This is a genomic window from Sphingobium sp. TomMM15 (assembly GCF_055397045.1).
In genome coordinates, this window is record NZ_AP027314.1 from 501,525 (window position 1) to 514,491 (window position 12,967).

Here is a 12,967-nt window from a genome sequence, read left to right on the forward strand (position 1 = left end):
TCGCCAATGGCTTTACCCTGATCGAGTTGATGGTCGTGTTGACGATCATCGGCTTCATCTCGGCTGCGGTGGTACTTGCCATGCCCGACCCGCGCGGGCGGGTTGTCGAGGATGCCGATCGCTTTGCCGCGCGCGTTGCTGCCGCGCGCGACGAAGCGGTCGTTACCGCGCGACCGATGGGGGTGTGGGTGTCCGCGTCGGGCTATGGCTTTCAGCGGCGGGATGGGGCGCAATGGGTGCCGTTGGAGGAGAAGCCGTTCGTGACGGCAAACTGGAAGGCGGGGACGCGGGCGCTGGTTGGCAAGGATGGGCGGCAACAGATTGGTTTTGATGGGACCGGGCTGCCGACTGACGCCATGACGGTGACTTTGGCGCGGGAGGCGGAACGGGTTTCCGTGACTGTCGATATGGCTGGGAAGGTCATGGTCGGTGGGTAGGTTTGTGCGAAAGAAGGGAAGGGCTTCGACAGGCTCAGCCCGAACGGGTGTGGGGCGTGGGAACCCTGAGGCGGGCTTTACGCTGTTGGAGATGCTCGTCGCGTTGGCGGTGTTCAGTCTGGCTGCGTTGGCGCTGGTGCGGTTGCAGGGGGTGACGTTGCGGACGGTGGCCGATCTCGACAGCAAGGCGCTGGGGCAGATTGTCGCGCGTAACCTGATGGTGGAGGTGCAGACCGATCCTGCGCCGCCCTCGCTGGGCAGCGAAGAGGGTGATGTCGATAATGGCGGACGGCGCTGGCATTGGGTGCGGACGGTCAAGGCTACTAACGACAAGCGGCTGTTGCAGGTTGATCTGACCGTGAATGGGCAGGTGGGGGCTTCGCCGGTTGTGCTTAGCTTTGTGCGGGTGGTGCAATGATGCGCGCCATAGCCAGCAGGGATTTCAGTCGCGCATCAGGCTGCTCGACCCTTCGACAGGGCTCAGGACAGGCTTCACTCGAAGCGAACGGAGGGCCGGGCGGGCAGGCGGGCTTTACGTTGATAGAGCTGCTCGTCGCTCTGATGATCTTTGCGATGCTGGCGGCGGCGGGCGTGCTCCTGCTGGGGAATAGCGTGTCGGCGCAGGCGCAGGTCAAGGCGCGGCTGGATGACATGGCGGCCGTGCAGCGGACAGGCGGCGCGCTGGCTGCCGATCTTGGGCAGGCGGTGCCGCGTATCAGCCGCACGGAAGCGGGGACGCTGGCGCCTGCATTCTGGTCGCATCGTGAGGGCGAGGCCGTGCCGGTGATGCAGTTCGTGCGGGGGGGCTGGGACAATCTGGGCGATTTGCCTCGGCCTTCCTTGCAGAAGGTGGAATATTGGGTGCGGCAGGGGCGGCTGGAGCGGCGGACCTATGCACAGGTAGATGGTGCGGCGGGCGACGATCCGGCTATGCTGCTGGACCATGTGGATGATGTCGCGCTGCGCTTTCGCGATGCGCAGGGGGAGTGGCGTGGCGAGTGGATACCGACGCAGCCTGACCTGATGCCGCGCGCTGTTGAAATGACGGTGACGCGCACGGGTGAAGCGCCTGTCACCTTGCGCTTTCTGGTCGGGCCGGGGCCTGCGGAGAAGCTGGAAGGGGAGATGGCTGGTGCCTGATCCCGGGAAAAAGGGCGAGCGGGGAGCCGCGTTGCTGACCGTATTGCTGCTGGTCGCGGTGATGGCGGTGGTTGCCTCTACGGCGTTGGAGCGGTTGGCGCTTGCTACGCGGATGACTGGGAATAGTGGCGCGGTGGATCAGGCGCGCGCCTTTGCCGATGCCGGGGCGGAGATGGCGCGGTTGCGGATCGGTGATCTGGTCGCGGCCAATCCGGGCAAGACGACGTTGGCGGGAAACTGGATGGGGACGCCGCAGCCGGTCGCTGTTCCCGGTGGAGTGGCGAGTGCACGGGTGAGTGATGCGGGCAATTGCTTCAACCTCAACAGCGTGGTGGCTGGCGAGAATGAGTCCAATTTGAAGGTGCGCCCGGTCGGCGTGTCGCAATTTCAGGCGCTGTTGCAGGCGCTGGGCATCGATGCGCGGCAGGCGCAGGTGGCGGCAGCGTCGCTGGCCGACTGGATCGACAGCGACAGCGTGCGGCAGCCGGGCGGCGCGGAGGACGAGGTTTATGCGCAGGCGGCGCGGCCCTATCGCACGGCCAATCGCTTCATGGTGGATGCGAGTGAACTGCGAGCCGTTCATGGGGTGACGCCTGTCATTTATGATCTGGCGCGGCCGTGGGTTTGCGCGTTGCCGACGGCGGATTTGTCGCCGATCAACGTCAACACGCTGTTGCCCGATCAGGCAGTGCTGTTCGCGATGCTGTTGCAAGGACAGGTGAGCGTGGCGCAGGCGCGGCAATATCTGGCGCAGCGGCCAGTCGAGGGTTACGGCAGCACGGTGCAATTCTGGGCGCCGTTTGCTGCCCAAGGCATCAATCCGCTTGAGGAAGCGGCCAATCAGGTCAAGTTGACGACAGGATTTTTCGGGGTGGACGTGACGGTGGACGTTGGGGGAACGCAGGTGGTGGAGCGGGCGATGATTGATGCCCGGCAGAGCCCGGCGAGGTTGATCCGCCGTAGCTGGGGAAGCGGCGCGTGAGCGTGCGGGATGGACTGATCGTGGCGCTGCCCGAAGCGGGCGCGCCGCTGTGGATGCGCGTTGTCGATGGCGCTGTGGCGCGGAGCGGCAGGGGGGCAAACTGGCTGGCCGCTTGTGGCTTGACGGCGCTGCCTGCCGATGCGGTGGTGATGCTGGTGCCGCCTGCTTCGATGGTGACTTTGTATTGGGCGGAGTATCCCGAGCTTGCGCCCCGGCAGGGTAGGGCGGCGGCGCGGCTGGCGGCGCTGGCGGGGGGGATCGTGCCTTCCGACCAGCTGTTTGCAGCGGGGGATGAGAATGACGATCCGGCGCGGCCGCATGTCGTTGCGGTCGCGGCGAGGAGTGACATGCAGCATTGGCTGCTCTGGGCGCAGCATCATGGGCTGGACCCGGACATCATCGTGCCTGCGCCGTTATTGTTGCCGGAGCCTGTCGAGGGTTTTGTGCGTGGCGCGCTGGATGGCGAGGCGGTGTTGCGGGGCAAGGACGTTGCTTTTGGCGGCGATCTGGCTTCGGTGCTGGCGGCCGATGCGGCGATTGAGGATGTGCCTGCCGATCTGTTGCAGGCGCGGGCGGTTGAGGCTTTGGAGCGGCCTCCGCTGGACCTGCGGCAGGGGGATTTTGCCAAGCGGGTGCGGCGGGTGGCTGATAAGGCGGTGCTGCGTCGCATCCTGCTGTGGAGCGGGCTGATCCTGCTCATCAGCCTGATGATTTCGTTGACGGTTCTGGTGCGGCAGCATGTGGCGGCGAGCAATCTGGATGCGGAGAGTCTGGCGCTGGCGCGGCAGGTGGTGCCGGGTGCGGGTGACTTGACGCAGGCCGAGGCGGAGATTGAGCGGCAGCTGGCGGAGCGCGGGGCGGGGGCTTATGCCTTTACCGCGCCGGTTGCGGGCTTGCTGAGCGCCTTGCAGGAGGCGCCGGGCGTGTCGATGACGGCGCTGTCGCGCGATCCGGACGGGATGATCCGGGCGACGCTGGCAGCAGCGAAGGTGGATGAGATCAATACGGTGCTGCTGGCGTTGCAGAGCGCGGGCTTCACCATCACGGCGACGCCTTCGCAGGATCCGGGCGGGCGAGCGCTGGCTGATATTACGGTGCGATCATGATGGAATCGGTAAGAACCATGTGGGTCGAGAGATCGCCGCGCGAGCAATGGATGCTGGGCGTGATGTTCGCCCTGCTGGCGGTGGTGGTGCTGTGGCTGGGCGTGGTGGGGCCGCTGGCTTCGGCGCAGCGGTCGGCGCGTGAGGGGCTGCTCGCCGCGACCGATCGCAATGCGGCGATGCGGGCGAAGGTGAAGTTGCTCAAGACATTGCCGCGACGGGTTGCGGCGAGTTCCGGGACGGCGATCGACCAGCTTGTGAGCCAGAGCGCGGGCGAGGCGGGTTTGACGCTGGAGCGGGCGGAGGCGCAGGGCAGCGCGCGGATCGAGATTGCGATGGCGTCTGTGCGGCCGGTGGCGCTGTTTTCCTGGCTTGCGGCGCTGGAGGCGCAGGGCGTGCGCGTGGAGACGATGAGCGCGCGGCCTTCCCCGACGGCGGGTAGCGTTTCGGTGCAGGCGGTGCTTGTGCGGGGGGCTGGGCAATGACGCGGCTGGGCTGGTCGCGGCGGACGCGGGTTGCGATCGTGCTGTTATTGGCGTTCGGGCTTATCCTGTTCATGCCGATGCGGATTGCGCTGGGGCTTTCTGGGCTGGAACGACTGGGCGTCGCCGCGCGGGAGGTGCGAGGGACGCTTTGGAGCGGGCGGATCGATCAGCTGATGCTGGGCACGATGCCGGTCGGGTCGGTGAATGCCGCTTTATCGCCGGTGTCTTTGCTGATGGGGCGGGCGCGGTTCGACATATGGCGGCGGCAGGGCGCGGCGGATGATCTGAGCGGCGCGCTGACCGTGGGTTTTGGGCGCGTGGGCATAGATGATGTGACTGGCACGGTGCCGCTCGGGCGAAGCTTTGCGCCGCTGCCGATCGCGAGTTTGGCGATGGAGGATGTGACCGCTTATTTCTCCGGCGATCGCTGCGGCCATGCCGAGGGTCGGGTGCGGGCGCAGATGGCGGGGCAATTCCCGGGTCTCAACCTGACGCAAGGGCTGTCCGGCGTGGCGAGTTGTGATGGCGAGGCGTTGCTGCTGCCGCTGGTGAGCCAGTCTGGGCTGGAGAAGATCAACCTGCGGATATGGCGGTCGGGACGCTATGTTGCCGAGATGCGGGTGGAGACGGCGGACGCGGCGCTCGGCGATGCGCTGGCGAAGGTTGGCTTTGCGGGGACAAGCGGCGCGCGGGTGCTGAAGGTCGAAGGAACGCTGTGATCGATCCGCTGTGGGCGGGGCTGGGCGCGGTTGCAGGGGCGATCGCGGGCAGCTTTTTGGGAACGCTGATATTGCGTTGGCCCGAGGGTCGCGGCGTCATGCGTGGACGGTCGGCCTGCGATAGCTGCGGGCGAGTGCTAGGCGCGGTCGATCTTGTCCCGATGATAAGTGCGCTGCTGTTGCGAGGCAGGTGTAGGACTTGCGGCGGGAAGATTGCACCGCTGCACGGGCGCATGGAAGCGGGGTGCGCGGTGATCGGGGCGCTCGCCTGCGGTCTGGCGCCAGGGCTGGTGGGGGCTGGATGGGCTTTGCTTGGATGGCTGCTGCTGACATTGGCGATCCTGGATTGGCGGCATTTCTGGTTGCCGGACGCGCTGACGTTGCCGTTGGCATTCCTTGGATTGACACTGGGCCTGTGGGTGACGGATGCGGCGCTGTCCGATCGAGTGATCGGAGCTGCGGCAGGTTATGGCGTTCTGCTGGCGGTGGCGGTCAGCTATCGGATGGCGCGGGGGCGCGAAGGATTGGGCCTGGGCGATGCAAAGCTGATGGGCGGTCTTGGGGCCTGGTTCGGATGGCAGGCGCTGCCGTTCATCCTGCTGATGGCTGCGGGGATTGGTCTGGTGGCGGTGCTGGCAAGTGTCGCGTTGGGCCGCAAGATAACGGCAGCGACGCGGGTGCCGCTCGGCACATGTCTGGCGGTCGCGGCCTTCCCCGGGTGGTGGGTGTCGATGCTGGTTGTCTAGTTGCTGTCGCTTTTAGCGCACACGCCAGCGATAATCCTCTTCCCGCACCTCAGTGACGGCATATCCTTCGGGATCGCTAGCAGGGCGAAAACGGTATCGTTCCATGATGACGCGACACGTCATTGCGTCGATCTCCGGATATCCGCTTCCTTCGATAACTTCGCATCTATCGACCTGTCCTGAAGGACCTATGGCGTATCGCACGCCGATCGTCACGCGGCCCACGCCGCGCAAGGAGCCAGGGAAATCCGAATTGCGAAAGCGGCCGCCGGTTTGGCGCGCCCGCGAGAAACCGCCCCCGTCGCCATCCCCCCGGCCAGTGCCGGTTCCAGTGCCGCCGGATCCGCTGCCAAAGCCGGGGGTAGCTCCAATACCCGCGCCGCCCGCACCGCTCGCCATGGCGGTTGTCGGCGCGGTGGGCAGGGTCGGAGCAGGGGTATGTATCATGGGCGACGGGGCGACAACGATGGGAGGGCGCGGCGGTTGATCTCGCACCTTCTCGGCGCGTGGAGGAGATCCGGACGCAGCGCCGCCTTCGCGTTTGGATTCGCGAGCTTCCTTAGGCTGGGGAGGTTTGGGTTGGTCCGGCATGGCGGGCTTCAGATCGAACAACGCCAAGGGGGTGCTATCTATCGCCGAGCGTAATAGCGAAGGCGCTCGAAGGCCAATTATCAATGCATAGCCGATCACGGCATTCACCAAGAGCGCCGCAATAGCGGGGACGATTCTGTCCCGGCCCTGCCATCGCTGCGCCCAAGATGCTGTCATGTCATTGAATGCCGCGTGCAACGCGCGGCGATATGGCGTCAGCGGTAAACGCGGTTGCCGTTGCGATCGATATAATATTCGCGACCGCGACGGTCACGTTCCCACCGGCGTTGTCCATCGGACGTGGCCGCACCTACGACAGCACCACCCGCAGCGCCGATCGCCGCGCCTTCAGCAACACCAAGCCCGGGCACGATCGCACCTGCTACCGCACCACCGACTGCGCCGATGCCTGCACCCCGCAGTCCATCGCGCGTCGTTTCACGAGAACAGCCGCCAACGCTGGCAGCGGCTGCCAATCCTGCCATCAATAAGAATGTGTTACGCATGGTTCGTCTCCACAATTGCCCAACATCAAACGACAGAGACGCAAGTTAGTTCGATCCATATGTCACAAACGTGCCGAACGGCGCAGAAATTACGAGCGTTCGATGTGTATCTATGAGAGAGTGGTGACCCGTACGGGAGGGGTTGGACTCAATAAAGAATAGCCGCAAAACGGCTTCAGCCTCTCCGCCTGATCCTACTGGCGTCAGCCAGTTAGTCATTCAGGCGGCCGAGATCGACTATATTCGTCGTTCCCAAGCGGCGCAGACGTCATTTGCGGAAAATTATGTCGGCTTGCCCCTAAAAGCGGTGCGACGTGAGAGAAGAATGGCAATTTTTCGTCTTTAGCAAACTGAATGACAAGGCGCTCCTTGTAAATTGTGTCGAAACCCGCATCATCACTGATCCTGCCGGTGCGCGGTCAAGGCGAAGTTTACTGTGACCTTCGCAGCGATCGTTTCATCGGTGGCTGAACCGACATTAAACATGTTCCGGTCGAGATCTGCTCGGCCTTCGGCTCTGGCCGTGTCCCCATCCTGACGCAGCGTGAAGCGTAGCGTGACCGGGCGGCGGCGTCCGTTCAGGTCCAGCGTGCCTCTGGCTTCGTACAGGTCGCCGCCCTTTGGCCGGAAACCTTTGGCGCGGAACACAGCATGCGGATGCGCCGCTATGTCGAAATAATCGGGGCCTCGCAGCGTTTCGTCGCGTTGTGCGTCGCCCGTAACGGCGGAGGCCAGGTCGATCGTCACCAGGATTGCGCTGCCGGGCAAATCGTCTGGACTGTAGCGGATGTCCGATTTCCAGTGAAGGAAGGATCCATCCACCGTCGCGCCGCTCCACATGGCGATAAAGCCGAGCTTTCCTTGCCCCATGACGCGCCACCGTGACAATGGAAGGTGTTGCGAATTGGCCGTGGGCACCGGCGTAGCTTTTGGGGCCGTCGGGGTCGTGGCAGGCCGCTGCGCTGGGGTGGAACCGGGTGAAGGTGGCGCTATCTTGATTGGCGCGGGCGTCCCTTTCTGCTGCGCCACGGCTCTGGTGGGCGTTCCGGTAAGAAAGAATGATGCCGCACCTGCCAATGCGACTGTTCCTAGCGCAACCAGCAGCGCAAGCCCCGGCGCCAAGCCCGGGATCATGCGAGCAAGCAGATCCTCGCGCTTGTAAAATTGATGGCGAATAGCTCCAGCGACATGCAGCACGACCAATCCGGCCAGGACATAAGCCGCCAGGCGATGCGTGTCATAGGCTATTCCATTGAGGCCAAGAGGGATCGGCAGATGCGGCCAGGCAATCGTGCCGAACACCAGCGTCGGCACCCGCAGCTTGCTGGTTGAGACCAGCGCCCAGCCGCTGAGCGGGGCGAGCAGCATGACGGCGTAGAGCAATTGATGCGTCACCTTTGCCGCGAACGCAGATAACCGATCATCCGCCAGTGCCGGGGGACGGGGGTGGGCCAGGCGGATGCCAACCCGCAGAAGGGTGAGCAGCAGGATGACGATCCCGATCGACTTGTGCAGCTGATAGGCGGCAAATTGGCCCAACCCCGGCGCGATGCCGGACAATTGCCAGCCCAGGACGAGTTGAAAGATCAGGGCTGCCGCGATCGACCAGTGCAACGCGATCGCCGTCATGGAATAGCGCTGTGGCGACATGGGCAGTTTTTTCCTTATGGCGATGTCATAGAAGAGCGCGAGCGGCGGTCGGGCAATGAAGGGAACAGCTGTTCATTCGTAAACCTTGGACGAATTGCCGTGCCGTCCTCCAGTCACGAGAAGGGCTAATGCGCATGCCGCGATCAGCGACCCTGATGCCATGGTTAGCGCCACGGCGGGAAGCTTGAAATCGAGAGTGAAAAGGAAACCAGCAAGGATGGGACCTAAAGCAGCTCCTCCACGGCCGAGGCCGATCACTATTCCCGTGCCGCCTGCCCGGACGGCCGTTGGGAAAGATTGCGCAATGATGGCGTAGAGGCCGACGACGGCCGCGTTGGTGAAATATCCCGCCGCCGCAGCTACCAGGGCCAAGCCGAAAAGGCTGGCTTGTCCCTGTCCGAAGACGGTCACCATTGCCATCGACAGTAAAAGGGCGGCGATCACCAATATGCGGACGTCCAGCCGCCAGCTCAGGGCACTGAGCGAAAGCGCGCCCAGCAAGCCGCCTACATTGGCCCATACCAGCACGCCACCAGCGGACGAGGGTGCGTAACCCATGTCCACGACGATCTTGGGCACCCATTTGAGGATGAAGTAAAAGGTCATGATGTGAAAGAAATAGGCGGCCGTCAGCTGCACCGTCGTGCGTGCGAGGCCGGGATTGAACAGTGCGGCAAAGGATGCCTTGGGCGCCGCTGCATTTGAAGCAGGCAAAGCATCCAGTTCATTGTGTCCCATCCGGCCCATCAGCTGATTAATCCGGTCCAGCGCATTGGCCGGGCGTCGTTGAAGGAGGAAGCTGATCGATTCAGGGAGCAGCAGGAACGTCAGCGGCAAGAAGATTGCAGTGACGACTCCTCCCAGCAGGAATATGTCGCGCCATTCACCCGACATCAGCAGCATCGAAGCGGCCGAACCGCCAAGGATCGCGCCGATCGGATAGCCCGCCGCCATGAGGGCAACGGCCAGGCTGCGGGTGCGCGCGTTGGCGAGCTCTGCGACGATGGCGTTGGTGCAAGCCAGCATGCCGCCGATGCCGAGGCCAGTCACAAGCCGTATCATCGACAGGGAGACAACGCTGAATGAAAAGGTCGCAGCCAACATCCCCGTCGCCATCACCACGAGGCAGAGCAGGATGGTGGGCCGACGGCCGATGCGATCAGCCATGCCGCCGAGCAGCACGGACCCCACAGCCATGCCGATCAGTTCCATCGAAAGCACGACGCCCAATGCGGCGCGGTCGATGCCCCACTCCGCGGCAATGCCGGGCGATGCGAAGCTGATCGCCAGAACATCAAAGCCATCAAGCGCGTTCAGCATGATGCACAGCGCTACAGCCGCGATTTGCAGGCGGCCCATGGGCGCTTCATCAAGCGATCGCCTGATGTCCGTTCCGTTCTGCGCCATCCTCACCTCCCCTGAAATGATTATCGATCTGGTTATTGCCTTGTTGGTCAGGCGTCTTCCGGGGCTGTCAGCATGAGGGCGTCGAGGGCGATCGCGCCTTTGCCCTGTGGATAGACGATCACCGGATTAAGATCGATCTCCCGAATTGAAGGTTCGGCGAGAAGGATGCGGCCAAGCCTATGGATAATCCCCGCTGCCGCCTCCACATCCAGCGCGGGCGATCCGCGAAAGCCGCGCAGCAGCGGCGCTTGCTTGAGCTGGTCCAGTTCAGCGGCGATGGCGTCGATCGAGAGGCCGGGGGTGATCAGGCGCACGTCCTGCAGGATTTCCGCCGTGACCCCGCCGAACCCGCACAGGATGACTGGCCCCCAGTCTGGATCGTTCTTTGCGCCGATGATAAGTTCGACGCCGCGCTCGCCCATGGCTTCGAGCAGGACACCGTCGAGCGCGATGGTCGCATCATAGGCGGCGACATCGGCATATAACCGGTCCCAGCCCGCGCGCAGTTCGTCGGCGTTGGAGAGGTTCAACACCACGCCGCCCGCATCGCTCTTGTGGCTTAGACGGGCGGACTGTGCCTTGAGCGCGACCGGATAGCCGACCGCTTGCGCAGCGCGGAGCGCGTCGTCGATGCTGGTGCAGAAGGCGCCCTTCGGGAACGGGATGCCGAGCGGGGCGAGGATCGCCTTGGCGCGATATTCCGGGATGACGCCGCTCTGCCCGGTGAGGCCAGAGGCGGGCAGGGGGGCGGTCGGCGCTTCGCTGAAGTCCCGGCGCGCATGGTCGTTGAGCCGCTTCAGGGCGCGGAAGGCGCGTTCGGTCGAAGGGAAATAGGGGATGCCAAGCGTGCGCAGCTGATCAATATGTTTGGCCGGAACCGGCGCGCCTTCGTCCAGCCCGGCGAAGATGATCGGCTTGTCCGGCCGCAATTCGTCAACGGCGCGCAGGATGGGCGGCAGCTTGATGCCGACGGTCACGGGATCGGTCTGGATGATGCCAGCGACGATGCTGCCGAACCGGTCGTCGGTGAACAGCGCCGCCAGCGTTCGGCGATAGAGGTCGGGATCGACCAACCCCTGCGCGGTCAGGTCGAGCGGGTTGGAGACGGGCACGAAGTCGGGCAGCGCCGCGCGCAGGGCCGGGGCATTGCCGTCATTCACCTGCGGCAGGTCGAGGTCGATTGCTTCGCACAGGTCGAGGGTCAGCGCCTTGAACGCGCCGCTTTCGCCTAGCACCGCGACGCCGCCAGCCGGGATGGTTGGGCAGCGCACGGCGATCTCGGCAATGTCGCCCAGTTCCTCCAGCGTCTCGGCGAGGATGACGCCCGCGCGCTCCACCTTGACGCGCATGACCTGATAGTCGCCTGCCATCGCCCCGGTATGGGTGGCGGCGGATTCACGTGCGGCGGCCGACCGGCCCGGGTGCAGGAGGACGATGGTCTTGCCCAGCGCGCGGGCGCGGCGGGCGGCGGCGAGAAAGCGCTGGGGCTGCCGGAACTGTTCCACGATCATGGCGATGACGCGCGTGGAACTGTCCTCCAGCAGGTAATCGACATAATCTTCGACGCCCGATGCGGCTTCGTTGCCGGTCGAGATCGAGAAGGACAGGCCCAAATCGCGCGAAGCAAGCGTGGTGCATAACACGCAAGCCATCGCCCCGCTTTGCGACACGACGCCTATGCCGGGACGATCGCCCAACGGCTTGGCGTCGGTCTCAACGAAGGTCAGCGGTACGCGTTCGATGAAGTTGGTCATGCCAAGGCAGTTTGGCCCTTCGACGACCATGCCGGTCTCGGCGGCGATGCGGCCGATCTCCCGCTGCTCCGACAGACCTTCCTCACCGCCTTCGGCAAATCCGGCGGAAAAGATGACGGCGGCACCGACATTGCGTGCGGCGAGCGCCTTCACCGTATCGAGCACCGCTATGCGCGGGATGGCGAGGACGGCGGCATCAACGCCATCGGGCAAAGCATCGACCGACGGCAGGCATGGCCGTCCGCCGATTTCGGCGCGCTTGGGATTGATGAGGTGGATGTCGCCTGAAAAGCCGTTGCGCGTCAGGTTGGACAGGACGGATGCGCCCAGCGCACCCGGTTTGTCCGATGCGCCGACGATCGCCACCGATCGCGGGCGCAGCAGCCGGTCGAGCGCATTGCCGGTGCGGGCGGTGACGGGCGGATTGAGGGTGTCGGCCGTCATGGGTCCGTCTCTCCAAAAAACTATTTGGGCGGGCCGACTTTTCGGTCGGTCCCGCCAGTTTACCGCTGTTCAGGCCTGCTGTTTCGACTTGTCATAAGCGCCAAGGCCCGGCTTGTAGCTCTTGTCGTCGATGAACTGCCTGATGCCTTCCTTGCGGCCTTCATTGTCGAAGCTGTTGGCCGCTTCCTGCGCGCGGATCAGATAATCCTCGGCATTGTCATAGGTCATCTCGCGCACCCGGCGGATGGCGTCCTTGGTCGCCTTGAGCGCCACGGGGTTCTTGGTCAGCAGCGTCTGCGCAACCTGCGACACACGGCCCTTCAGTGCGCCAAGCGGCAGCGCTTCGTTGACGAAGCCCCATTCCGCCGCCGTCTTGCCGTCCACATTCTCCCCCATCAGGGCGTGGTACATAGCATTGCGGAAGCTGGTAAGTTCCGTAGCTACCTTGGCCGCGCCGCCGCCGGGCAGGATACCCCAGTTGATTTCGCTGAGGCCGAACTGCGCTTCCTCCGCCGCGAAGGCGAGGTCGCAGGCGAAGAGCGGGCCGTAGCCGCCGCCAAAGCACCAGCCGTTGACCATCGCGATGGTGGGCTTCTGATACCAGCGCAGGCGGCGCCACCAGCCATAGCTTTCCCGCTGCGCGTCGCGCGTGCCCTTCAGACCCTGCGCTTCGGTTTCGCGGAAATATTCCTTTAGGTCCATGCCCGCGCTCCACGCCGTACCCTCGCCAGTCAGGACGAGGACGCCGACATCGTCGCGAAACTCCAGATCATCGAGCACACGCATCATCTGGCGGTTGAGGCGCGGGGACATACAATTGCGCTTGTCCGGGCGGTTGAAACTGACCCAGGCGACGCCGTCCTCCACCGTGAAGGCGACGGTTTCGATTTCGGCCTGCTCGACGCCGTTGGCTTGCAGGAAGTTGGTCATGGTAAAGTCCTTGTTCTGGTCGTCATGCCAGCGGAAGCTGGCATCTCGTGCGGCTGGATCGTGCCTCTCCGCT

General features: G+C 64.4%; 14 protein-coding genes. 8 read left to right on the forward strand and 6 right to left on the reverse strand.

The window, feature by feature from the left end; all coding sequences use genetic code 11:
• Positions 1 to 29: 29 nt before the first annotated feature.
• The 8 genes from ACZ51H_RS02620 to ACZ51H_RS02655 all read left to right on the forward strand — a co-directional run bounded on the left by ACZ51H_RS02620 (position 30) and on the right by ACZ51H_RS02655 (position 5,612).
• Positions 30 to 437, forward strand: a complete 408-nt coding sequence (locus ACZ51H_RS02620; protein WP_464802832.1) for a GspH/FimT family pseudopilin — start codon at positions 30 to 32, stop codon at positions 435 to 437.
• A gap of 91 nt (positions 438 to 528) precedes the next feature.
• Complete coding sequence (gene gspI / locus ACZ51H_RS02625) at positions 529 to 855, forward strand: type II secretion system minor pseudopilin GspI (protein ID WP_464802833.1); 327 nt, start codon at positions 529 to 531, stop codon at positions 853 to 855.
• On the forward strand, positions 852 to 1,577 hold the full coding sequence (gspJ, locus tag ACZ51H_RS02630; protein ID WP_464802355.1) for a type II secretion system minor pseudopilin GspJ: 726 nt from the start codon (positions 852 to 854) through the stop codon (positions 1,575 to 1,577). The genes gspI and gspJ overlap by 4 nt, the downstream gene beginning before the upstream one ends.
• On the forward strand, positions 1,570 to 2,559 hold the full coding sequence (gspK, locus tag ACZ51H_RS02635) for a type II secretion system minor pseudopilin GspK (RefSeq protein WP_464802356.1): 990 nt from the start codon (positions 1,570 to 1,572) through the stop codon (positions 2,557 to 2,559). The genes gspJ and gspK overlap by 8 nt, the downstream gene beginning before the upstream one ends.
• On the forward strand, positions 2,556 to 3,665 hold the full coding sequence (gspL, locus tag ACZ51H_RS02640) for a type II secretion system protein GspL (protein WP_460987750.1): 1,110 nt from the start codon (positions 2,556 to 2,558) through the stop codon (positions 3,663 to 3,665). The genes gspK and gspL overlap by 4 nt, the downstream gene beginning before the upstream one ends.
• Positions 3,662 to 4,147 carry a type II secretion system protein GspM gene (gene gspM / locus ACZ51H_RS02645; protein WP_460987751.1) on the forward strand — a complete coding sequence of 162 codons (486 nt, stop codon included), beginning with the start codon at positions 3,662 to 3,664 and terminating at the stop codon, positions 4,145 to 4,147. The genes gspL and gspM overlap by 4 nt, the downstream gene beginning before the upstream one ends.
• Positions 4,144 to 4,866 (forward strand): type II secretion system protein N, encoded by a 723-nt coding sequence (gene gspN, locus ACZ51H_RS02650; RefSeq protein ID WP_449471713.1) that lies wholly within the window; start codon positions 4,144 to 4,146, stop codon positions 4,864 to 4,866. Before gspM ends, gspN begins: the two co-directional genes overlap by 4 nt.
• Complete coding sequence (locus ACZ51H_RS02655; protein ID WP_464802357.1) at positions 4,863 to 5,612, forward strand: prepilin peptidase; 750 nt, start codon at positions 4,863 to 4,865, stop codon at positions 5,610 to 5,612. The genes gspN and ACZ51H_RS02655 overlap by 4 nt, the downstream gene beginning before the upstream one ends.
• A 12-nt stretch (positions 5,613 to 5,624) precedes the next feature.
• On the opposite strand, the gene ACZ51H_RS02660 is transcribed toward ACZ51H_RS02655, so the two are convergent.
• From ACZ51H_RS02660 to ACZ51H_RS02685, 6 genes are all read right to left on the reverse strand, one after another.
• On the reverse strand, positions 5,625 to 6,059 hold the full coding sequence (locus ACZ51H_RS02660; protein WP_464802358.1) for an energy transducer TonB: 435 nt from the start codon (positions 6,057 to 6,059) through the stop codon (positions 5,625 to 5,627).
• 359 nt (positions 6,060 to 6,418) lie between these two features.
• On the reverse strand, positions 6,419 to 6,709 hold the full coding sequence (locus ACZ51H_RS02665; protein ID WP_449471718.1) for a hypothetical protein: 291 nt from the start codon (positions 6,707 to 6,709) through the stop codon (positions 6,419 to 6,421).
• Positions 6,710 to 7,105: 396 nt separating this feature from the next.
• On the reverse strand, positions 7,106 to 8,359 hold the full coding sequence (locus ACZ51H_RS02670; RefSeq protein WP_464802359.1) for a cytochrome b/b6 domain-containing protein: 1,254 nt from the start codon (positions 8,357 to 8,359) through the stop codon (positions 7,106 to 7,108).
• 72 nt (positions 8,360 to 8,431) lie between these two features.
• Complete coding sequence (locus ACZ51H_RS02675) at positions 8,432 to 9,766, reverse strand: MFS transporter (protein ID WP_464802360.1); 1,335 nt, start codon at positions 9,764 to 9,766, stop codon at positions 8,432 to 8,434.
• 47 nt (positions 9,767 to 9,813) lie between these two features.
• Positions 9,814 to 11,964 (reverse strand): acetate--CoA ligase family protein, encoded by a 2,151-nt coding sequence (locus ACZ51H_RS02680; RefSeq protein WP_464802361.1) that lies wholly within the window; start codon positions 11,962 to 11,964, stop codon positions 9,814 to 9,816.
• A gap of 69 nt (positions 11,965 to 12,033) precedes the next feature.
• Positions 12,034 to 12,894: a p-hydroxycinnamoyl CoA hydratase/lyase gene (locus ACZ51H_RS02685; protein WP_464802362.1), complete on the reverse strand. Its 861-nt coding sequence runs from the start codon at positions 12,892 to 12,894 to the stop codon at positions 12,034 to 12,036.
• Positions 12,895 to 12,967 lie beyond the last annotated feature (73 nt).

Coding starts and splice junctions, on each gene's coding strand:
- ACZ51H_RS02620 (WP_464802832.1), top strand. CDS start 30: ATGGTCGTGTTGACGATCATCGGCTTCATCTCGGCTGCGGTGGTACTT.
- gspI (WP_464802833.1), top strand. CDS start 529: ATGCTCGTCGCGTTGGCGGTGTTCAGTCTGGCTGCGTTGGCGCTGGTG.
- gspJ (WP_464802355.1), top strand. CDS start 852: ATGATGCGCGCCATAGCCAGCAGGGATTTCAGTCGCGCATCAGGCTGC.
- gspM (WP_460987751.1), top strand. CDS start 3,662: ATGATGGAATCGGTAAGAACCATGTGGGTCGAGAGATCGCCGCGCGAG.
- gspN (WP_449471713.1), top strand. CDS start 4,144: ATGACGCGGCTGGGCTGGTCGCGGCGGACGCGGGTTGCGATCGTGCTG.
- ACZ51H_RS02660 (WP_464802358.1), bottom strand. CDS start 6,059: ATGATACATACCCCTGCTCCGACCCTGCCCACCGCGCCGACAACCGCC.
- ACZ51H_RS02665 (WP_449471718.1), bottom strand. CDS start 6,709: ATGCGTAACACATTCTTATTGATGGCAGGATTGGCAGCCGCTGCCAGC.
- ACZ51H_RS02670 (WP_464802359.1), bottom strand. CDS start 8,359: ATGTCGCCACAGCGCTATTCCATGACGGCGATCGCGTTGCACTGGTCG.
- ACZ51H_RS02675 (WP_464802360.1), bottom strand. CDS start 9,766: ATGGCGCAGAACGGAACGGACATCAGGCGATCGCTTGATGAAGCGCCC.
- ACZ51H_RS02680 (WP_464802361.1), bottom strand. CDS start 11,964: ATGACGGCCGACACCCTCAATCCGCCCGTCACCGCCCGCACCGGCAAT.
- ACZ51H_RS02685 (WP_464802362.1), bottom strand. CDS start 12,894: ATGACCAACTTCCTGCAAGCCAACGGCGTCGAGCAGGCCGAAATCGAA.